This window comes from Anaeromonas frigoriresistens, assembly GCF_016820655.1.
Lineage (GTDB): Bacteria > Bacillota > Clostridia > Tissierellales > SIT17 > Anaeromonas > Anaeromonas frigoriresistens.
Map to the genome: position 1 here is coordinate 97477 of NZ_WSFT01000031.1, position 21932 is coordinate 119408.

A 21932-nucleotide genomic window follows, 5' to 3' on the forward strand; every position below is an offset into this window, starting at 1 on the left:
CTAAACCTCCTTCCTAAAGGTTACAAAGGTAAGAGCTAATATTATATATAGAAATAACCCCTGTAGCACAAGGGGATAAATATCTACATAATTCCCTGTAACTAGCTGTCCTGATTGCTTTTGCACAGCTGCAAAGTTTGGTACTAATGTCATAAGTCCTTCTAATAGAAATCTACTAAATCCTTCTCTAGTTTTTACAAAAATAGATAGCATAGAATGAAAAACTCCTACAAAATATATTAAAATCCCAATAAATCCTGTAATAGTTTCTGGTAGTTTAATGCTCAACCAGCTTGTGATTGCACTTAATACACTGATATTTAACCCAAGTATCAAAATACTTCCTAGTATCTTTAATAGCACTTGTATCTCCCCTTGTACTAATGCATAGATTATAACCGATATAGATAAAAGCCCAATACTAAACAAAGATATTATTATATTACTTATAGTTAAAGCTAGAATAAACTGCCATTGCTTGATACCCCTTACTAGTACTAAATGGGTAGTTTTTCTCTCAAACTCTTTTGGTATTGTAGATAGAGATAGCATAATAGCTAATATACTAGCAAATAGATTAACCATTACTAATACTATAGGCACTAATTCATGACAATCAGTTAATATCTTATCATCAAAGCTAAAGGAACCGTTCAAAGCAAGAAATAATATTATAGCTACACCTATACCTCCAACGATATAAATAGTTTTACTCCTAATTTTTTCTCTTAATGAATTTATAATAATGGCTCCCATATCACATACCTCCTATGGATTTAATAAATCTTTCCTCTAATTTCTCTTCTCCATTTTTACTTAGCTTATGAACATCTACTTCTTCTATCATCTTACCTTTACTTAAGATAATCACTCTATCTGCTACTCGTTCTACATCATTTAAGATATGACTATTTAAGAGAATGGTTTTTCCTTCTTTTTTTAAAGAATCAATTAATCCTAGCATCTCAATCCTTCCTAAAGCATCTAATCCTGCTGCTGGTTCATCCAAAATCAAAAGCTCAGGATCTCCCAGCAATGCTTGAGCTACAGCTAAACGTTGTTTCATCCCTTTTGAATAGCCCTTTACTTTTTTATGTTGGTCTTCACCTAATCCTACTTTTTCTAATAATGTTTCTATTTCTTCTTTAATACTCTTAGAAGGTAGTTTTTGTAGCTTTGCAAAAAACTTCATTACTTCATATCCACTAAGAAAAGGATGGAAATATGGTGTTTCTGGAGAATAACCTACAGTCACATTATCCTTGATATAGATATCTCCCTTGGTAATGTTTGTAAGTCCTAATATCATTTTAATAGTAGTGGTTTTTCCCGCTCCATTAGCTCCAAGTAATCCAAACACTTCTCCTTCTTTAACTTCAAAACTTAAATTTGATACTACTTCTTCTTTTCCATATCTTTTTATCAAATTATTACATTTAATCATTATCTCGACCTCCCTTACACTTATAGTCTACTCACCTAATCTTTCAGATTTCTAAATAAAACCTTAAGATTACCTTAAGAAGATTAAAAAAAGGCTGCTAACAAATTTGTTAGCAGCCTTTGATCATAATTCTAAACATCTTCTCTTAAAATATTTATATTTTTCCCTTCCATTACTTTGTTCATATTTCTCATTGAACACATCTTTCCACACATTGTACAAGTATCTTCATGCTCTGGAGTAGATTCTGCTCTATATCTTCTAGCCTTCTCTGAGTCAATTGCTAAGTCAAACATTGTATTCCAATCAAGGGATTGTCTAGCTTTACTCATTTTATAATCCCATTCTTTTGCTCCCTTTACATTGGTAGCTAAATCAGCAGCATGGGCAGCAATTTTTGAAGCTATTATACCTTCCTTCATATCATCTAAGTTTGGCAGACGTAAATGTTCGGCAGGAGTAACATAACATAAGAAATCTGCACCATTAGCTGCAGCTATTGCTCCTCCAATAGCACTGGTTATATGGTCATACCCTGGAGCAATATCTGTTACTATAGGTCCTAGTACATAGAAGGGAGCACCATGACATAATTTCTTTTCTAGTAACATATTTGCTTGAATTTCATTTAGAGCCATATGTCCTGGTCCTTCTATCATAACTTGTACATTCTTCTCCCAAGCTCTCTTAGTTAATTCCCCAAGAACCATTAACTCTTTAATTTGACTGGCATCAGTAGCATCATTAATACTCCCTGGACGACAAGCATCCCCTAGGCTTAAGGTTACATCATATTCTGCACAAATGTCTAAAACTTCATCATAGTACTCAAAGAATGGATTTTCTTTATTATTTAACTCCATCCAAGCATATAATAGAGATCCTCCTCTAGAAACTATATTTGTTAATCTCTTGTTTCTCTTAAATACTTCAGCTGTTTCTCTATTTATTCCAGCATGAATAGTCATAAAGTCTACCCCATCTATGGCATGCTTTTCTACTACCTTTAAAAATTCTTTAGCTGATATGTCACTTAATTCTTTATCATAAAATCCCACTGCATCATACATAGGAACAGTACCAATCATAGCTGGAGACATGTTTATCAGCCTATTTCTAAATTCTTCTGTTTTACCAAAAGAACTTAAATCCATGATAGCTTCAGCCTTCATATCTATAGCTGTTTGCACCTTTTCTAATTCTGCTTCTATATTAGGGCAATCCTTAGATATACCTAAGTTCACATTAATCTTAGTTCTTAATCCTTGTCCAATAGCCTCCGCATCTAAGGATGTATGATTTTTATTAGCAGGAATTACTATCTTTCCTTCCGCAATAAGTGATCTTAGTTCTTCTACATCCACATTTTCTTTCTTAGCCACTACCTCCATTTCTTTGGTGATTGTCCCTTTTCTTGCTGCATCCATTTGAGTTGTATAATTCATTTGATTATTCCTCCCTTTATTTATTATTAAAATTCAATATAAATTTGAATTTCCTACTATTGTGTAAAACATTTCAAGCAAGTACATTTCTGTCCTATAGCATCTTTTAGGCCTTCAATACTTATGTATTTTAAACTATCTGCATTAATTGCCTTTCTAATCTCCTCTACTTTCATATATGAGCCTAATAAGTTGCTACAATCCGCTGTATCTATACCATAGAAACAAGGATATTTTATAACGGGAGAAGCAGATCTAAAATGAATCTCCTTTGCTCCTGCATCACGAAGAAGGGAAACGATCTTTTTGCTGGTTGTTCCTCTTACTATAGAATCATCTACTACAACTACTCTTTTTCCTTTTATACTATCTTTGATAACCCTCAATTTAATATCTAAATTTTTTTCTCTTTTCTTAGATTCCGGTTCGATAAAGGTTCTGCCTATGTAATCATTCTTTACAAAACCTATATCATAGGGAACACCAGAAGCATTAGAGAACCCTATGGCTGCTAAGTTCCCTGATTCGGGGACCCCAATTACTATATCAGCTGATATAGGAGCTTCTTCCCATAACTTTTTTCCCATGTTGATTCTAGATTTATATACACTTAAATTATCAATAATACTATTTGGCCTTGCAAAATAGATATATTCAAAAGCACAAATTGCACTATTATTTTTCCCTTCTATATAACTAGATGATACTCCATTGAAATCTATGGTTACTATTTCTCCCGGATTAACTTCTCTTATTAATTCTCCTCCTAGAGCATCAATTGCACAACTTTCAGAGCATAAAATATAAGAATCTTTTAACTTTCCAATGCAAAGAGGCCTAATTCCTTGAGGATCTCTAAATCCTATAAGTTTCTCCTCTGTTAAGATTAATACAGAATAGCCTCCATTAATTTTTTCTATAGATTTAGATATTGCCTGTTCAATAGGATCTTTATCTAGCTTTTGTATCAGTTTTAATATAACTTCTGAATCTACAGAGGTTTCAAATCCTACTCCTTTATTCATTAATTCTTCTTTTAATTCCATTCCATTAACTATGTTTCCATTATGAGCAAGGGCCATTTTATTACTTAGTATAGGCTGAGCATTAATGAGGTTACTTTCTCCAGAAGTAGAGTAACGTACATGACCTATAAAAGACTTTCCTTTAATCTTTCTTACTTCTTCTTTAATAAAAAAATTAGACACAAGACCCATTTCTTTATAGCATTTTAACTTACTATCTTCATAAATTGCTATACCACAACTTTCTTGCCCCCGATGTTGAAGAGCACTGAGGGCTATATATGAAATATTAGATATATCCACATCTTTATTGTTAAATAAGCCAAATACTCCACACTCCTCTTGCATCTTATCTACAGTATAATTTCTCTCCATGATTCCACCTCCATTAAAGGAAATTTATGCAATAAAAAAAGCACAAATCCATAGGATTTGTGTTTACATTACTCAAGATAAAAATATCATAGTATTAATAATATATTCTCTTAGCAAACAACTTCCTACGCTGGTATTATCCAGTTCAGGTTATAAGGGTCAAAGAATACATCTTAATCTCAGCTGGTTAATCCAGCCCCCCTGTTGTTACATATTAATTCAATTTTTCTATTTTAATAGTACCATACTAATATACTATATACAACTTAATTTAATCTTTTCATTAATTTTAAGTTGTATCCTATTTTCTCCATTTCATATCGTGTTAAAATCTTTCCTTCAGGAGCTCTTTCCTTCATTTTTAATACTATGGCGTATTGTCCAATTTTTTGATGGAATTCGATTCTATTTCTAGGTACTTTCATCTCTAATATTTCTGATAATATTTCAGCTGTAGCTTCATGGCCAATTGCTGAAATAAACCCATGGTCTTTAATCATATTTCTTGCTTCAGCTAAACCTATATCACTTATTTTATATGTTCCATTAGTAGTTGCTATAGTTCCATTAAATAAGGCTATTGGTAGTTTTTCATTGCTCATTTCTTCCCACCCTTCCTTGATCCTTATATTAATTTTACCCTTTTATTAATGTATAAAAATATATTTTAGCTTTCTATACCTTTTCTTGCCTGGACTCCCTGTTGATAATAATGCTTTATTTCCTTCATTTCAGTAACTAAGTCAGCTATTTGGATTAGCTCTTCTGGAGCATATCTACCTGTAATAATGACTTCTACTTCTGGTGATCTATTTTCTAACATTTTAAGCACTTCTTCCACAGTGAATAATTTATAATATAAAGCAATAGTTAATTCATCTAGTACAATGATATCATAATTACCTTCTTCTAATATATCTTTACATACTTTGAGACCTTCTTTTGCTATATCAATATCCTCCTGTTCAGGATCCTTCTCTATAAAGCAGGTTCTACCAAATTGATGTATTTCAAAATTAGGTAGATACTCTACAGCCTTCGTCTCACTATATTTCATTCCCTTTACAAATTGTCCAAAATAGACTTTTTTACCAGCACAAATAGCTCTCATAGACAGTCCTAATGCAGCAGTAGTCTTCCCTTTACCGTTTCCTGTGTATATATGAAAATATCCTTTACTCATCCTTCTCATCCTTTCTAATAAATGTTACTCCTAATCTCTATCTTCAATAAAAATATATTTTCTCCTTTAATACATTTGCCTTTTAACTTAAGAATAATAAAAAATAATCTATCACACACTATTTTTGTGATAAAAATAGTACTAGATGATTTCGAGGTGTTAAAATTGGATAATGAAAACTACGTACAAAATAATTCAGGAAACAATAGTTATTAATTTTGCATCTATTTTCATAGTCAAAGATAATACCATATGATATCTCAAGATAATTAATTTCTATGTTATTAAAACTACTTCTATCAACAAATTTATTAAAATTAAGTGGTATAAACCAATGACCTATTCTTGGGACATTAAGAACACGACCTGAATAAAATAACCTTGATTTTATCCACTTCTATCATAGGATCCACTCCTTATATAAATTTTGCCTAACGGTGTTGTGTTTACAACACCTTTGAGGTCTACCAAGAGCTACATATGCGACTGAATATCACCGTCTTTTTCTTCCCAACTATTTATATGTACTTTTTAGACTTTATAAAGAGATAGCTTTGAAATATATCTTTCAAATGTTTCACTTCTTTTTACTGAGCTCCAATAAGCACAACTAACATCATATAAAAAGTCAGCCCCACTTCTCAGTTATACTCTCAATTGGAATGTAGCTAAGGTCATGTTATATGATGTGGTGCCTGCTTTTCATACTTAAAAATGAAATTTACTAAATAATTTACATTATTATTCACCTTAAAATGTTCTCTATTTATTATTATTTTAAATATTTCATTTGATTTTCTAATTCAAATAGCAACACTAATCTTAGACCTAAAAATATAATATAAATAATCCTTCGTTTTAAAAATGTATTATAAGATATTAATATATTTTTATTTTTTTATAAAATAAATTCAATGTATAAGATGATAAAACCAATAATTTTCTAATAATTATAAAAAATCTCTGCTTTATATTTTGATTCTTCCTTATTTTTTAATTCTATTAGTAATAGTTTTATAAATCCTCCCAAATCGTAATTATCAATTTCTTTTAAATCTACCCACTCATATTCTTGAGCCTCTTCATTCAATATTACGTTATAAGAATCCGTTTTACATATATAATCAATGAATATAAAGTGCTTTTTTTCATGAAAAGATTCATTATGTACACTTTCTTTTATGCTAATTAATTGAATGTCATATATTTCCAATCCAGTTTCTTCTAATATCTCTCTTTTTAATGCTTCTTCCATTTCTTCACCTAATTCAATATGGCCACCAGGAATTATATATTTATTATTCCACTTGTGAGATTTACAAAGAAGTATTTTATTATCTGGATTAAAAATAATAGCACCAACAGTTGGTTCAGGATATCTCATTATTTTGCTCCTCTCTTTTTTTATTTCTTAAAATAATTTAATCTGATTTTAAACACCATGTCGCCTAACGTTTTGAGACTTAACGACGGTTCATATGTTTCTTGTGAACTATCGTGAATACTTTGTTATAGGAAGTGATGACTTTTTACCACCTATCTTACTCCCACACATATTACAATGAATCATCCTTATTGCTATACCTACAATGGTCCAAGGCTGTTTATTCCGTTCTTCAAAAATTACATATGCAAGTAGTTTTTCTTCCTCACTGCCTGGCACTATATTTTTCTTTCAAAACAATACTCTAAGATTTATTTTACAAACTAACTTGTCTATTTTTTTATAATAATATCTTTTAATTTATTACTCTGTTCCTCTGTAATTAAATAATAATTTTCCCTAGGTCTTAATGTAATTGCAGTTCCATCTTCTAAAAACCATATATATGCCCATATTTCTGCAACCCCATCCTTATTTAATGAAATAAATGTATCAGGTTCTCGTGTTAAATTATCAGAAACATCAATTTCTTTTAAGCTATTGAAAATACTACGTACCTGTTGAATCGTTTCTTTATCTTTAATCTCTATATCAAATGTTATTGTATCTTCATTTGGAGAACCTATTCTAAGTATTTCATTAGGTGAACACCCAGTAGTAATTAACACTATTAAAATTACTATAATAATCAAACCTCTTTTAGTCAATTTGATTCCCCCTTTAAACTTAGATTAAATATATTCATCTCCTTATTATTGATAATCCTCGATTTTAATAGTCATGATATAAGAGCCTACATCATTTCCTTCTCTCTTAAATAGCTTTTCTCTATATTCAGTAACCTTAAATCCAACCTTTTCATAGCAGCTAATAGCATTTTTATTAAAATCAAAAACTGCTAATGTAATTTGATTAAGATTATATTCATCAAATCCTATTTGAACTATATTTTTTAATACTCTCTGTCCAAACCCTTTGTTTCTATTCTCTTCATTACCAATTAAAAATCGTCCTATATGACCAATACCTTTTTCTTTATCTTTTAATACTAATTCTATAGTTCCTATTATTTCTTTATTTTCAACATCTACTATTTGAAATATCTGTATCTTAGACCCTTCTTTTTCTATCCTTTCATTAATAGTTTTTTCTGTTAACGGACTAGAATATACAGGGCCTGCCCACTGTCTTATATAATTAGTGGTCTTTCCCTCATTCCACTCTACAATTTTCTTTATCCCCTTATTATTTATCTCTTCTATTCTTAACATTTTTATTCCCCCTAAATTATTTTTCCTACTTATATATTTCTACTCTTTTTATATTATTCCTTCTCATGAAAAAAGCCAGGAGATGAGCAATCATCTCTTGGCTTTTTATCTATAAAGTGTATTTCACTTTAAGGTGATTTTAGAATATCAATCCAAACACAATACTTCCTATAACTAATACCATTCCTCCACCTATCCTTGAAGAAATTTGTCCATAGGATATTAAATCCATTCTCTTAGAAGCACCTAGTACTGCAATATCCCCAGATCCTCCTCTGTTTGCCATACATAACCCAGCAGTAACTGCTGTGTCTATTGGGAAGAACCCTACAAAATAACCAACTATAGCACTTCCTAATACTGCACCAATAACAACAAATGCTGCTATAAATACATTTGAAAGAGTAATTGCTGCTACAAGTTCTCCTAAGTCAGTAAAGGCAATACCGACACCAGCCATTATTACCCAAATAAACTGTCCTGTAAAGAATTTCTGTAACTTTTTAGCTCCACTTCTTAATTCTTCAGGAATTAATCCTAAAGCATTAAATATTGCTACAAATATAACCATATATGCGAAGTGATGAATTACTACTCCACCTATTGAAGGAAGTAAAGCTTTAGAGAATAATCTACCTAGTGAATAGAATGTTGTTGCTAAAATAAGTCCTGCTGCTACATCTCTAAAAGTAGTTTTTGTTTCCTTGTTATCTTCATCAGTTAAAAGGGCTTTTGAATTTCTAATTAATTCTTCCCCATTTCCTGTTAAATTAGGTCTCATTTGTCCAATTTTATTTAATATAGCACCTATAAATATTGCTACAATGTTAGCTATTGTAAGGATTGAAATTGCAAAGGAATAATATGCATCTCTTGGTTGTCCAGTTACTTCTTCCCATATTTCACTTAAAGGAATAGCTCCTGCACCATTTCCTCCACCCATAATAGGTAAAACGTATTTTATAGCAATTTCTTTAAAAGGAACTCCAACTATAAGGCCTGCTATTCCTCCAAATAAGAAAGCAAATGCAAGACCGCCTAAGATAGCTGGAACATATCCTATAAAAGATCTTATTAATAATTTTCTATTTACCGCTAATATTGATCCCGTTATTAATACACTAATAAATAGTGTTAAAAAGTCTGAATCATCCATAAATACTACTACAGAATCAACATATTTCTCTGGTAAAATTCCTTTATATACTAGATATGCTGCACCTAAGAATGCTAATATTGATCCTCCCCCTATATATTCCTTCCAGATAGGGATTCTATCTCCTATTTCTCCAAATACAATACCAAGTAAGAATAATACCGCAAATCCACCAGCTAAATCTGTTGATAAACTTCCTGTTGCCATACCTGCTATTATTACTATTGCAAATATTGCAAATACATGAACAGGCATTCCAAAAAGCTTAAACTTTTGTCCATTATTTATACCTTTAGTCCCTTCCATTGTTTACACCCCACTATTATTTTTTTAATAAAAAAAAGGCCAACTTTGGCACATGAAGTACCAAAGTTGACCTTATTTAAGCTAAGTTAATTAACTTTCCTAAATCAAAATCAACATAATTAATGTTATTAAATTTTATATAAAATTTATTGCTATTATGAAAGTGTTTTCCTCAAACCCTCTCATACTTAGCAGTAACTTAATTATATATTTTTATTGTTACCTTGTCAATAATTTCACTTAATAAATTTCAAATTTTAGTAGTGTTTTATCGTCAGATAAATCAACTTCTATTGAATCCAGTTTTATATCCCAAATAAGATATTCCTTAATTATCTCTTTCATCTGTTCTTCATGATCCCTATATAATATTTCCCTATTATATTTAATAATAGATTTATTTTTATCTAATTCCAATAGGGTCTTTTCCATCCTCGTAAGGGTTCCTAGGACTTCTATCTCTAATACATTAGAATGAATAAATGCCTTTATATTTTGGGGTCCTTTTCCTGTTCTATCTTTAATAAATTTGCCTATAGCATTTTTAATCTGTTCCTCTATACCTATTTTATCTTCCTTTGTTAATACTTTATTTCTTACTGCTAATAGCCTTCCTTTATCCTTTAAAACCTTTATCGCTGTTTTTCTCAACACTTCTGTTAATTCTCTAGCATCTATAGGCTTCACTATATAATTTTCTATCCCTACATCTACAGCCTTTAAGATTATTTCTTTATCAGAAAAGGCTGTGGTAATAATTATTGGTACATCACTTATTTTTCGAATTTCTCGTGCCATTGAAAGACCATCCATTATAGGCATCTTTAGATCAGAAATAATGATATCAGGTCTGTCTTCTTTAAAGGCTTCTAATCCCTCTTTTCCGTTTTGAGCTACTATCAATTTTCCTACTCTTTTTTTTAGAAAAAAGAGCATTTGCTCTAATATTTCTTCTTCATCTTCTACATAAAGTACCTTTATATTTTTCAGTAAGCTACTTTCTAGTGGCATCCCCATCCTCCTTTATTAATATTATTCTTTCTTTTACCCCACCCTCAGTATTTTCTATAAACAAGTCTCCGTTAAATTTTTCCTTCAATATAATCTTTGAAATATATAGTCCTAATCCAGTCCCATGGTTTTCTTTAGTAGTAACGTAGGGTTCAAACAATTTATCCTTTATATCTTCTTTAATTCCTCCACCATTATCCTCTAATTCTATAACTATATTTTTTTCTTCTTCGTGAACTAATATTTTTAAATATCTATCTCCCTCTATATCACTTAAGGCATCTATTGAGTTGTTTATCAAGTTTAAAATAACCTGAGAAAATATATTACTTTCTCCTATTGTGGTAATATCCTTATCTCCCTGGATATCAATATTAATTTCAAAATTATTTATTCTATCTATATTTAAATCTATTGAAAACATTATGGCATTATAAACATTAAACTCGCCATTTTTATTTTGAGGCTTAAAAAAGAATTTAAAATCATCTATTGTTTCAGCCATTTTATCTATAAATTTATAGTTTGATTTAAATAGAGTATTTAAATACTCTTCATCATTTTCCTTTAAATAGTAGTAGTCTTCTATATTATAAAGAGCAAGCTTTAAAGCATTTAGGGGCTGCTTTAATTGATGAGCAATAGTAGCTAACATCTCTCCCATAGCTGCAAACTTAGATTGATGCATCAATAGAGCATTTTTCTCCTGAAGCTCATTGTGATAAATTGATTCCACTAATAGCTTGTTCTTTTTACTTTCAACGGTATATATATATACAATCATTATGATTCCTGTTATTATCATAAGCACTGAAATTATTACTGTTATTTCAGTAATATTCCTTACACTTGATATTACTTCTTTGTAATCAGTGGATAGATTTACTATCAAAAAAGTATCCCCTATAATACAAGGACTATATCCACTTATTTTTTTTACTCTTTTATCTTCTCCGGGCCAGATTGAATGATACTCCCCTACTCCGCTCTCTCTATTCATTTGCTTATTTACTATCTCTTCTAACTCGCTCCAATCATAGTTTGGATATTGTCTTTTTCTAGCCTTTACAACCTCTTCACCATATCCAATATTAGAAGGATGTAGTAGAATTCTTCCATATCTATCTTTTACCGAAATATATCCCTTTTGGTTTATTTTATAATCTTCTAAATAGGTTTCATATATATAGTCTGAATCTATTTTCATCCTTACAAAACCTTGGCTATCTCCTTCTATTAAGACAGGGTGAATTATATTTATGGTACCACTATATTTTGTATCTACATAATATACATCATCCTGATATTTTATTGCCTTATCTATATCCATACCTCTTCTATATTCATACTCCCTATCAGAGGTATAGACTTTTAATAAATTCCCTTCTTTGTTTATTAACTCTATAGAAATATTCTCCTTGCTTTGGATATCATACAGTACTTCCATGAGAGGAACATTCTCTTCTCCTTGGAGTAACTCATTAAATTGACTTTTAAACTGAGATTTATTTATAACTTCCTTTAAATAATAATCTTTTCTATCTAAATATAATTCAAGCTGAGATGATACAGTTGAAACTAAGTTCAAAATATCATTTTTCTCTGTTTCTATTACCATCTTTCTATAATAAAAATAACTTCCTATTAAAATCCCTAGAATAATAGACATAATAATCACTGCAATCAATATTAATTTAGTTATTTTATAATAGGACTTTATATTTAAATCTTTTATTCTAGTTTCCATGGCATCCTCTGCTTTCCTTATCTATAAGAATAGTTTCTACTTATGACCTATATATGATATCACAAAGTCATAAGTAGAAAACAATTTTAATAACGCTTATTTAATTCTCTTTTAGTATTAAAATACTTTTAGTAATATTCCTGCTGCCACAGCTGAACCGATTACACCGGCAACATTAGGTCCCATAGCATGCATTAATAAGAAATTCGATGGATTTTCCTCTTGACCAACCTTTTGAACAACCCTTGCTGCCATCGGTACTGCAGAAACTCCTGCTGCTCCAATCATTGGATTTATCTTTCCACCACTTAGCTTATACATAAGCTTACCAAATAATACTCCAGACATTGTTCCTATAGCAAAGGCAACTAAACCTAAGGCTGTTATCTTAAGAGTTTCAATACTTAAGAAAGCATCTGCACTAGCCTTTGCTCCTACTGTTAATCCTAAAACAATTGTAATTATATACATCAAGGAATTCTGTGCTGTTTCTACTAGCTTTGGAACTACTCCTGATTCTTTGATTAAGTTTCCAAACATAAGCATTCCGATCAAAGGAGCTGCTGATGGTAGCAGTCCTATAGTGAATATTGATACTACCACTGGGAAAAGTATTTTTTCTCTTTTAGATACCGGTCTTAATTGTTCCATTTTTGTCATTCTTTCTTCTTTTGTGGTAAATAACTTAATTATAGGTGGTTGTATAATTGGTACTAAAGCCATATAAGAATACGCTGCTAGAGCAATAGTTCCTAAAAGTTGAGGGGCTAATTTTCCTGTTAAGTATATAGCCGTCGGTCCATCAGCTCCCCCTATAATTCCAATAGATGCAGCTGCAGGACCTGCAAATCCTAATAATATGGAACCTATAAATGCAAAGAATATTCCAAACTGTGCTGCTGCACCCAGTAATATCGTCTTAGGATTTGCTATCAGAGGTCCAAAATCTGTACCAGCCCCTACACATAAGAATATAATGGGTGGATATATTCCTAGTTCCGTACCTTTATATAAATAGTATAATAGTCCACCAGCTTCACCATTCTCAGGATATAGCATTAAATTTGCTCCTGGCATATTTACTAAAAGCATACCGAAAGCAATAGGTATTAATAGATATGGTTCATACTTCTTACTTATTGCTAAATATAAGAACACACAGGCAATTATAATCATAACTACTTGTTTAATTTCAGTGATTGCAAATCCCGAGCTAATCCAAAAATTATATAACATTTCTTTCATGATACTACCTCCTTTTGCTTATCCAATCTGGATTATACTATCTCCGAGATTTACATTTTGTCCTTTACTTACATTTATAGCAGTTATTTTCCCATCTACTGGAGCTACAATTTCGTTTTCCATCTTCATAGCTTCCAGGACTACTAAGGTTTGTCCATTTTTTACGATATCTCCCACATTTACAGCTATATCGAATATTGTTCCTGGCATAGGTGCCTCAACATCTTGACCTCCTGCAGTTACCACAGTTTCACTTACATTCTCTTCTTTAACTTCTTCTTTTTTTACTGGTGTTGCTGCTAGAGATGGGGCTTTAGCTCCTGCTGCTACTTCTTCTATTTCTAATTCATATACCTTGCCGTTTAGTTTAATATGATATGTTTTTGAATTCATTTTTTCCTCCTAAGTTATCCTTCTTATTTAATTCTTTTTATACTAGAAATATGAAAGTTTGGATTTACCTTTCCTTCACCTGCTATTATTGAGGCAGCTAAGGAAACCACTACTCTATCTTCTTCTTCTATTTCTAATTCCTTTTTAATATTTGCTTTAACAGGGACCTTTTTATCTACAACCTCTTCTTTGTAGATAAAGGTTTTAAATGATTTTAATATGAAAAATATCATTGTTAAAGTTATAAATACTAAAGTCATGCTAAAAACTGTTATTGTTAATGCTTTAGACATTGTTATCATTTTTTATCACCCAACTTTACATAGTCACTGTAATATAGTGTACATCTGTATTTTTATTTTCTAAAAACTTCTTTGTTACTTGGGGGAATAGTGCATAGGATAATACATCCTCTGTAGATTTTGCAAGATCTCCTATTTCTTTTTTATATTTATCAAAGGCCGGTTCAATCAAATCAGCAGGACGAACCGTAATTACTTCTTCATTTCCTATAATTTTTTCTTTTATTTCCTTCTCTATAGGAACCGGTGGTCTTCCATAAAGACCTTTAACATACTCTTTTATTTCCTTTGGTATGATTTTATACCTATCTCCAGATAAAATATTAAATACTGCTTGAGTTCCTACCATCTGACTTAATGGAGTAACAAGGGGTGGGAAACCTAAGTCTTCTCTTACTCTTGGTATTTCTCTTAATACATCTTCATATTTATCTAAGGCATTTTGTCCTTTTAATTGAGAAAGTAAGTTGGATAACATACCTCCTGGAACTTGATACATTAATGTATTTGGTTCTACATCCATTACCTTTGGGTTTAGTGTTCCATCTTCTCTATACTTTTCCTTTATAGGTTTAAAATATTGAGCTATTTCATTTAATGCATCTAAATTTAATTTTGGTCCCCTAGAATCTTCTGCTAAGGTAAGAGCTATAGATTCAGTTGGGGGTTGGCTTGTCCCATTTGCAAAGGGAGATATGGCTGTATCAATAATATCAATTCCAGCTTCTACTGCCTTTAAATAAGTCATAGAAGCAATTCCACTGGTACAGTGAGTATGAAGTTCTAATGGAATATTCACTACTTCCTTTAATCTTGTTATAAGTTCATAAGCAGAGTAGGGAGTTAAAATTCCTGCCATATCCTTAATACATATGGAATCGGCTCCTAAATCTTCAAGACTTTTTGATAACTCCACATAATATTCAATATTGTGGACTTTACTTGTCGTATAACTTATGGCACATTGACAGTGAGCTCCTGCTTCCTTTATAGATTTCACTGATGTTTCTAAATTTCTTATATCATTTAGGGCATCAAAAACTCTTATAATATCAATTCCATTTTCTACGGACTTTTTAATAAAAGTTTCTACTACATCATCGGGATAATGTTTATACCCTAAAATATTTTGACCTCTTAAAAGCATTTGAAGTTTTGTGTTCTTAACTACTTTTCTTATCTCTTTTAGTCTTTCCCATGGATCTTCATTTAAAAATCGAAGACAAGCATCAAAAGTTGCCCCTCCCCAAACTTCCATGGCATGGTATCCTACTTCATCCATCTTTGATAGAATTGGTAATATTTCTTCTGTTTTTAGCCTTGTTGCAATTAGAGATTGATGTCCATCTCTAAGGGCTGTTTCAGTTATTTTTACTGGATTCACTGCTGTTTTGCCTCCTTATTAACTAAGACTTAGTTTAGATAGAGTCTAGGCTCTGTCTAAACCTAAAGTCATCGGTTAAGATATCCTATTTATTTTTAAAATAGTCTGTTGCCATATTTTCTATTTTAGTGAGCAACTCTTTCAACTCATGATTTCTAGACCTTCCACATTCAAAGGCATTTTTATCACATACTAAGCATTTTCTAGGATTCATATCTTTATCCTCTCTACTAATCTGTGACCCTTTTTCATCTAAAATATCAAAATCAAATAATCTACCCAAGGGATGTATTTCTTCTATCAGCGTGCATAAATTCTTTACCTCTAAAGGAGAATATTTAAAGCTAATAAAGCATTCAGGACCACTATATTGATAAGTTATTTTTTGATATGAAGTTTCAATTTTTTGTTTTTCTAATACCTTTGTTATCTCTAAAAGTCCCTCATTAAATATATTCTTTATTAAAGGATTGTATTTTACTGGCCCAGGAATATTTAATTTATATGAAATAATAGGATTACTGTATTTCTCTAATAGCTCTCTTTGAAATGCTACTCTTTCATCCTTAGCTTTTAAAATATCCTGTAAAGATTGCTCTACTCCTTTTATGCACATTTTAATTACACTCCTTATTTTACTTTTCTAATAACATCGATAATAGTTCCATCTCTATACTCTACTAAAGCTACTACTTTATCCTCGTATTGTATCCTTTCTGGCTTTCCTACTACCTCTATAGCTTTATCTTTTAATTCTTCTATTGTATATACAGGAACATCTAAATTCTTAAATTCTTCAATTAAATCCTCTCTTCTTGGATTAATTGCTATTCCTATTTCAGTAACTACCACATCAATTGTCTCTCCTGGAGTGATAACAGTATTTACACTATCTACAATAGTTGGTATTCTGCCTCTCACTAAAGGTGCTACTATCATGGTAAGCTTTGAACCAGCAGCAGTATCACAATGTCCGCCGGAAGCTCCTCTAATTACTCCGTCAGATCCTGTTATAACATTTACATTGAAATCTGTGTCTACTTCCAATGCTGAAAGTATAACTATATCCAATTTATTTACAGCAGCTCCCTTATTATGAGGATTTGCATAGAATGTAGAGGATATTTCTTGATGTCTTTCATTTTTACTTACTGAATTTGCTGCTACTAGATCGAAACTTTGTACATCAAATATAGTATTAATTAATCCTTCTTCTAGCATTTCAACCATAGGCTTTGTTATGCCACCTAGGGCAAAGCTTGCATTGATATTTTGTTTAATCATTTCATTCCTTAAAAATCTAGTTACTGCTAATGAAGACCCTCCTGTACCAGTTTGGAAAGAAAAACCCTCTTTAAAGTACTTTGATCCTACTATTGTTTTGCTTGCGTAATCAGCAATTAATAATTCCTTAGGATTCTTTGTAAATCTTGTAGCTCCTGAAGCTATTCCAGATGGATTTCCTATTTCATCTACTTTAACTACATAATCTACATTAGTTTGTAAAATACTAGCTGGCATATTTGGATATTCTACAATATTATCTGTAATAATAACTACATTGTCAGCATACTCTGCATCTATTTGGGCATATCCTAAAGGTCCACATATAGCCTTCCCACTAGCTCCACTGGCATTTCCATATTCATCTGAAGAGGATGCGCCTAAGAAGGCAACATCTATCTGTATATCTCCTGCTTCAATAGCCCTTGCTCTACCACCATGAGAACGGATTATTACTGGTTCTTCCATTAGTCCATTGGATATCTCTTCTGCTAATTCTCCTCTAAGACCACTGGATGTAATCTTTGTTATAACTCCATTCTTTATATGTTTTATTAAAGGAGCATGGACACTAGTTAGAGAACTTGGAGCTAAGGTAAGATCCTTGATTCCCATTTCTGCAATTAAATCCATTACCTTATTTACAATATAGTCTCCTGATCTAAAATGATGGTGGAAAGAAATTGTCATTCCATCCTTTAATCCACTCTTTACTATCGCATCTTCTAGAGACTCTATCAATTTACTCTCTCCTGGTTTAACTCTACTAATCTTTGGAGATGCTTTTCTGCCTAGGATTTCTTTGTCAAAGGATCCTTGATAAACTTCATATTTTTCTATTATTTCTTCTGGAATTTCTCTTCCTATCTTATTTTTCATCTCCAAATTCCTCCTTATATACACCAGCAGCCATAGCTAAATGAAGAACTCTATCTGCTCTATCAACAATTGGTTTATCAATCATTTTTCCATTTAAAGAAATAACTCCCGAGCCTTTTTCTTCTGCTTCTTTTATAGCTCTCTTCACATCTAATGCTTTACTAATTTCTTTTTCAGTTGGTGTATAGATTTCATTTACTGGTCCAATCTGTCTTGGATTTATTACAGACTTTCCATCAAATCCAAGTTGTTTTATAAACTCAACTTCTTTTCTAAATCCTTCTTCATTATCTACATCAGAAAATACTGTATCTAAGGCATATATTCCTGCTGCCCTAGCAGCTAACACTATTTGACTTCTTGCTGCAAATAATTCCATTCCATCAAGATATCTTTTTGTTTTCATGTTAGTTACAAAATCCTCTGCCCCTAAGGCTATACCTATCAATCTATCACTAGCTGTAGCAATATCATAAGCATTGAATACCCCTAAAGGTCCTTCTATTGCTGCCATCATTTTTGTAGATCCAAGCTCTTTACCTATCTTCTTTTCTACTTCATCAATCACAGCTTCCACATCTAATATATCTTGTTTTGTCTCCGTTTTTGGTAGTCTTATAACATCTACTCCTGCTATAACCATTGCCTCAATATCACTTTTCCCAAAAGGAGTATCTAATCCATTGATTCTAACAACTACTTCAGTATTTCCATAATCTACTGTTCTCACTGCATTATATACTAAGAATCTAGCAGCATCTTTCTCTGTTAATGCAACAGAATCCTCTAAATCAAACATTAGGCAATCTGCTCCATATATATATGCATCTCTTAACATTCCAGGATTATTACCTGGAACAAACATCATAGTTCTTCTTAGACGATCCATTACTTAATTACCTCCCAGTTGTAATTTTCTTTTATTTCAGCACCCCTATATGCAGCAGCTGCTACCCTTGCTTGTACTGTACAATCTAATGCACCTTTATCAATAGCTATAACCTTAACATCTTCAACACCTAATTTTTCTAGTGTCTCTCTAATAACTTTTCTAATTTGATTTCCAAATTGCTTTTCCACAGAACTTTTTAATTCTATTTCAATTCCTTCTCCTGCCTCTACTACTATTTGAATATCACTAGATTCCATAGTTCCTGCTAAAGCTCTTTTTACTATTTTCATAGTTTTCACCTCCAATTAATGTCTTCCAGTATTGCTTTTTATTTTCTTAATTAAATCTTCTGCTTCTTTAGATCTAAAAAATTCATAAGTTGTGGATGGCACAAAGTCCTTTATTCTTTCTAATTCATGTTCTTTTATTAGTCTCCTCACAAATGAAGCACTAATAGCTCTTCCTTGAGACTCCACTCTAGGTATAACCCTAACTTCCATATCTTCACCTTCTAAAATTCTTTTCATAGTTTCGTTATATATTTTTGTTACTTCACAATAAGGCTCTTCCCCTACATATCTTCTATTGATATTTAGAGTAGGAACTATATATCTTTTAAATATAGTTAAATCTAGGGCTGCATATACATTTATAGCTTGGTTTGCATCCTTCATAAAATAGGATGGAAATGTAGCACTAGATACCATATATACTCCTCCTTTGTGAAGTATTACATTGTCTAGATGCTTGGTTCCTTTTTTAATAAGTTCATATCTTATATCAAAGGGAATAATAGAAGCTTCTTCTGATACTACAAAAAGATGTACTACATCGTTTTCCTTTGCTGCTTGTTCTACTAAGTATTTATGTCCATTTGTAAAAGGATTAGCATTCATTACTATACTGGCAATATTCTTCCCATCTACTTTTTTCGTTGATAGCTCATTTAAATAGGATTGTATTTCTGTAGGACTATTCTCCATTAATACTACATCTTTTACTCGTGCAATTTCATAAAATCCCAAAAATGTAAAGGACTTCACTGACTTAGGCTTAGTATAAATAAACAGATGTGTTATTCCCTTTTGATATGCTTCCTTTATCAAGTGTGAAATAACCTTGTTTAATAAGCTTGTACCTTGATATTTTGGTTTTACTGCTATGGATCGTAAAGTATTATTAGAAAGGGAACCGGTAGCAATTAACTCGTCTTCATTGAATATTGCCATAATATATTCAGCATTTTCATCTAATCGAATGTCTTGAGTCTGTAAAAATTCCTCTAGTTCTCGCTTTCCTCTTTTATCATCTAAAAAAATTCTTTTTTCAATTAATTGAGATCCTAGCATTGTCAATTACCTTCTTTCTAAGCTTATGTCCTTTATAATGCTCCTTAATTATACAGTCATATTTTCTCCTCCCCAAGTTTTTTTGATGTACCTAGTGTACTTTCAGTGTGTTTTTTGTTTGTTTCTTTTATTTTCAACTATAATCTCCTATAAAACACACTAAAAATACTTGGTATTTTAAATGTGTTTGGATAAAATATAGAAGTAGCTTAATCACTGGTACTAGTGGAAGGAAGGGTATAAATGTCAGAACATATGGATGAATTTGTAAAAAATACAGATCTATCACAAAATAAACCTATGAGGGATGTTATATATGAAAGCTTAAGAAGTACAATAATTAATGGAAAAATTCCTGTAGGGGAAAGGATTATTGAAAAAGAATATGCAGATAGGCTAAACATTAGTCGTACTCCTATTAGGGAAGCTCTTAAACGTTTAGAAATCGAAGAATTAGTAGAATATATTCCTAGATATGGAGTAGTTGTAAAAAGAATTACAAAAAAAGATGTAATTGAAGTATATAAAATTAGACATTCCTTAGAAGTATTAGCTGCAGTAAGTGCTATGGACAATATAACCCCACAAGAAATACAAGACATCAAAGATTTACTTGATCTAACAGAACTTAAAAATAAGGAAGGCAAAGTTGAAGAAGTTATTGCTTTATTTGGGAAATTTAATTCAAAGATTTATGAAGCAAGTAGGATGAATAGATTAGCTTCAATGATTGGAAAGCTAAATGAGTATTTACAAAGATTCAGAAATATTTCTATAACGGATGAAATGAGGAGAAAAGAAGCATTGATGGAACATCGAGAAATTCTACAATCTATAATAGATAAAGATAAGGATAGAGTAGATAAATTAATCAAGAAACACTTGGATGATTCTTTAGAAATTGTATTAAAGGAAATTGATGAATAGGAGAAAATAATGAAAAATGAAATATATGCTCACTATATTGCCTCCCTTGCTCAGAGGGCAATACTATATGAAGTAAGCGCCACACCAAAGCCAGGTCTTGTCGATCGTGATAATAATGGGGCCCATAATGATATGGATTTCTTTACTTTTATGTCTAGTAGTTCCTCATTATATAAGGGACTATATGAATTTACTATGGCAGGAATAGTGTTTGAAGAAGAAGATCTTACTAATCTTTTTGATAATATTAGACCCTTAGGTATGGACTGTGAAAAATCAATGTTCCTAGCCACTAAGGATATAAATACCCATAAAGGTATTATTTTCTCCTTTGGTATATTATGTGCATCCATAGGAAGTTTATATAAAAAACATAAAAAAGAAATATTCAAAGCAGAAGAGGTATGTTCTGTTGCAAAGAATATGGTAAAGGATTTAATTCTTAAAGATTTTAAAAACTTAAGTGCAAAAAAGGTATTAACCCATGGAGAATATCTATATAAAAATCATGGACTAACGGGAATTCGGGGAGAAGTAGAATCTGGATTTAAAACAATTATGTCAAAGCCCCTATTAATTGTACGCCAATGGAATATTAATAAGGATTTAGATAAAAATGATTTATTTTTAGAAGTATTACTTCACATAATGGCCTCCTCAGAGGACACCAATATTGTTACCAGGGGTGGAATGGAAAGTCTTCATTATGTGAAATCTATCTCAAAAGAATTCTTAGAAAAGAGTGGAATGAAACAACCAAATTCTAAAGAAATCCTTAGTTCTATGAATGATACCTTTGTAAAAATGAATATTAGCCCAGGAGGTTCTGCAGATCTCCTAGCTGTAACCATATTCCTTGCCCTTGTAGAGGGAATTGAACTATAAGAAAGCTCAGAAATGACTAAATTGTCTACTCCTTAGGGAGATAAT

The 21932-nt window shown here is 31.3% G+C and carries 24 protein-coding genes and 1 riboswitch; of the genes, 2 read left to right on the forward strand and 22 right to left on the reverse strand.

The genetic code is table 11. The features are described 5' to 3' along the window. The 22 genes from GOQ27_RS07980 to citC form a co-directional block, all read right to left on the reverse strand. Positions 1–756: an ABC transporter permease gene (locus GOQ27_RS07980; RefSeq protein WP_203366319.1), complete on the reverse strand. Its 756-nt coding sequence runs from the start codon at positions 754–756 to the stop codon at positions 1–3. Position 757: 1 nt separating this feature from the next. Continuing rightward, positions 758–1444, reverse strand: coding sequence for an ABC transporter ATP-binding protein (locus GOQ27_RS07985; protein WP_203366320.1), 687 nt, complete (start codon positions 1442–1444; stop codon positions 758–760). 131 nt (positions 1445–1575) lie between these two features. Next, complete coding sequence (gene thiC, locus GOQ27_RS07990; protein WP_203366321.1) at positions 1576–2889, reverse strand: phosphomethylpyrimidine synthase ThiC; 1314 nt, start codon at positions 2887–2889, stop codon at positions 1576–1578. A gap of 56 nt (positions 2890–2945) precedes the next feature. Continuing rightward, the gene (purF, locus tag GOQ27_RS07995) at positions 2946–4289 is read right to left on the reverse strand and encodes an amidophosphoribosyltransferase (protein ID WP_203366322.1); all 1344 of its coding nucleotides are present in this window, start codon (positions 4287–4289) and stop codon (positions 2946–2948) included. A gap of 105 nt (positions 4290–4394) precedes the next feature. Next, positions 4395–4502, reverse strand: a riboswitch (TPP riboswitch). Positions 4503–4555: 53 nt separating this feature from the next. Continuing rightward, positions 4556–4891, reverse strand: a complete 336-nt coding sequence (locus tag GOQ27_RS08000; protein ID WP_203366323.1) for a YddF family protein — start codon at positions 4889–4891, stop codon at positions 4556–4558. Between the two features lie 65 nt (positions 4892–4956). Beyond that, entirely contained in the window at positions 4957–5472 is a 516-nt protein-coding gene (gene cobO, locus GOQ27_RS08005) for a cob(I)yrinic acid a,c-diamide adenosyltransferase (RefSeq protein ID WP_425475013.1), read from the reverse strand. 943 nt (positions 5473–6415) lie between these two features. Then, positions 6416–6856 (reverse strand): NUDIX domain-containing protein, encoded by a 441-nt coding sequence (locus GOQ27_RS08010; protein WP_203366325.1) that lies wholly within the window; start codon positions 6854–6856, stop codon positions 6416–6418. A gap of 108 nt (positions 6857–6964) precedes the next feature. Continuing rightward, positions 6965–7135 (reverse strand): hypothetical protein, encoded by a 171-nt coding sequence (locus GOQ27_RS08015; RefSeq protein WP_203366326.1) that lies wholly within the window; start codon positions 7133–7135, stop codon positions 6965–6967. A gap of 53 nt (positions 7136–7188) precedes the next feature. Then, positions 7189–7563: a YhfM domain-containing protein gene (locus tag GOQ27_RS08020; RefSeq protein ID WP_203366327.1), complete on the reverse strand. Its 375-nt coding sequence runs from the start codon at positions 7561–7563 to the stop codon at positions 7189–7191. 45 nt (positions 7564–7608) lie between these two features. Beyond that, positions 7609–8127, reverse strand: a complete 519-nt coding sequence (locus GOQ27_RS08025) for a GNAT family N-acetyltransferase (protein WP_203366328.1) — start codon at positions 8125–8127, stop codon at positions 7609–7611. Between the two features lie 139 nt (positions 8128–8266). Further along, positions 8267–9589 carry a citrate/sodium symporter CitS gene (citS, locus tag GOQ27_RS08030; protein ID WP_203366329.1) on the reverse strand — a complete coding sequence of 441 codons (1323 nt, stop codon included), beginning with the start codon at positions 9587–9589 and terminating at the stop codon, positions 8267–8269. Positions 9590–9829: 240 nt separating this feature from the next. Beyond that, a complete protein-coding gene (locus tag GOQ27_RS08035; protein WP_203366330.1) occupies positions 9830–10600 on the reverse strand; it encodes a Na-translocating system protein MpsC family protein in 771 nt (256 codons plus the stop codon). Then, positions 10584–12347, reverse strand: a complete 1764-nt coding sequence (locus tag GOQ27_RS08040) for a sensor histidine kinase (RefSeq protein WP_203366331.1) — start codon at positions 12345–12347, stop codon at positions 10584–10586. Before GOQ27_RS08040 ends, GOQ27_RS08035 begins: the two co-directional genes overlap by 17 nt. 117 nt (positions 12348–12464) lie before the next feature. Then, the gene (locus GOQ27_RS08045) at positions 12465–13595 is read right to left on the reverse strand and encodes a sodium ion-translocating decarboxylase subunit beta (RefSeq protein ID WP_484477110.1); all 1131 of its coding nucleotides are present in this window, start codon (positions 13593–13595) and stop codon (positions 12465–12467) included. 15 nt (positions 13596–13610) lie between these two features. Further along, complete coding sequence (locus tag GOQ27_RS08050) at positions 13611–13985, reverse strand: biotin/lipoyl-containing protein (RefSeq protein WP_203366333.1); 375 nt, start codon at positions 13983–13985, stop codon at positions 13611–13613. 23 nt (positions 13986–14008) lie between these two features. Next, entirely contained in the window at positions 14009–14287 is a 279-nt protein-coding gene (locus tag GOQ27_RS08055) for an OadG family transporter subunit (RefSeq protein WP_203366334.1), read from the reverse strand. Positions 14288–14303: 16 nt separating this feature from the next. Then, entirely contained in the window at positions 14304–15671 is a 1368-nt protein-coding gene (locus tag GOQ27_RS08060) for an oxaloacetate decarboxylase subunit alpha (protein WP_203366335.1), read from the reverse strand. Between the two features lie 85 nt (positions 15672–15756). Beyond that, positions 15757–16287 (reverse strand): citrate lyase holo-[acyl-carrier protein] synthase, encoded by a 531-nt coding sequence (citX, locus tag GOQ27_RS08065; protein WP_203366336.1) that lies wholly within the window; start codon positions 16285–16287, stop codon positions 15757–15759. Between the two features lie 14 nt (positions 16288–16301). After that, the gene (citF, locus tag GOQ27_RS08070; protein WP_203366337.1) at positions 16302–17834 is read right to left on the reverse strand and encodes a citrate lyase subunit alpha; all 1533 of its coding nucleotides are present in this window, start codon (positions 17832–17834) and stop codon (positions 16302–16304) included. Next, complete coding sequence (citE, locus tag GOQ27_RS08075) at positions 17824–18723, reverse strand: citrate (pro-3S)-lyase subunit beta (RefSeq protein WP_203366338.1); 900 nt, start codon at positions 18721–18723, stop codon at positions 17824–17826. Before citE ends, citF begins: the two co-directional genes overlap by 11 nt. Then, positions 18723–19016, reverse strand: a complete 294-nt coding sequence (gene citD, locus GOQ27_RS08080) for a citrate lyase acyl carrier protein (protein ID WP_203366339.1) — start codon at positions 19014–19016, stop codon at positions 18723–18725. The genes citE and citD overlap by 1 nt, the downstream gene beginning before the upstream one ends. Positions 19017–19031: 15 nt before the next feature. Further along, positions 19032–20075 carry a [citrate (pro-3S)-lyase] ligase gene (citC, locus tag GOQ27_RS08085; RefSeq protein ID WP_203366340.1) on the reverse strand — a complete coding sequence of 348 codons (1044 nt, stop codon included), beginning with the start codon at positions 20073–20075 and terminating at the stop codon, positions 19032–19034. A gap of 243 nt (positions 20076–20318) precedes the next feature. On the opposite strand from citC, the gene GOQ27_RS08090 reads away from it, so the two are divergent. Together GOQ27_RS08090 and citG are read left to right on the forward strand one after the other, a co-directional pair. After that, entirely contained in the window at positions 20319–21002 is a 684-nt protein-coding gene (locus tag GOQ27_RS08090) for a GntR family transcriptional regulator (protein WP_203366341.1), read from the forward strand. A 9-nt stretch (positions 21003–21011) separates the two neighbouring features. Continuing rightward, positions 21012–21887 carry a triphosphoribosyl-dephospho-CoA synthase CitG gene (gene citG / locus GOQ27_RS08095; RefSeq protein ID WP_207751281.1) on the forward strand — a complete coding sequence of 292 codons (876 nt, stop codon included), beginning with the start codon at positions 21012–21014 and terminating at the stop codon, positions 21885–21887. Positions 21888–21932 lie beyond the last annotated feature (45 nt).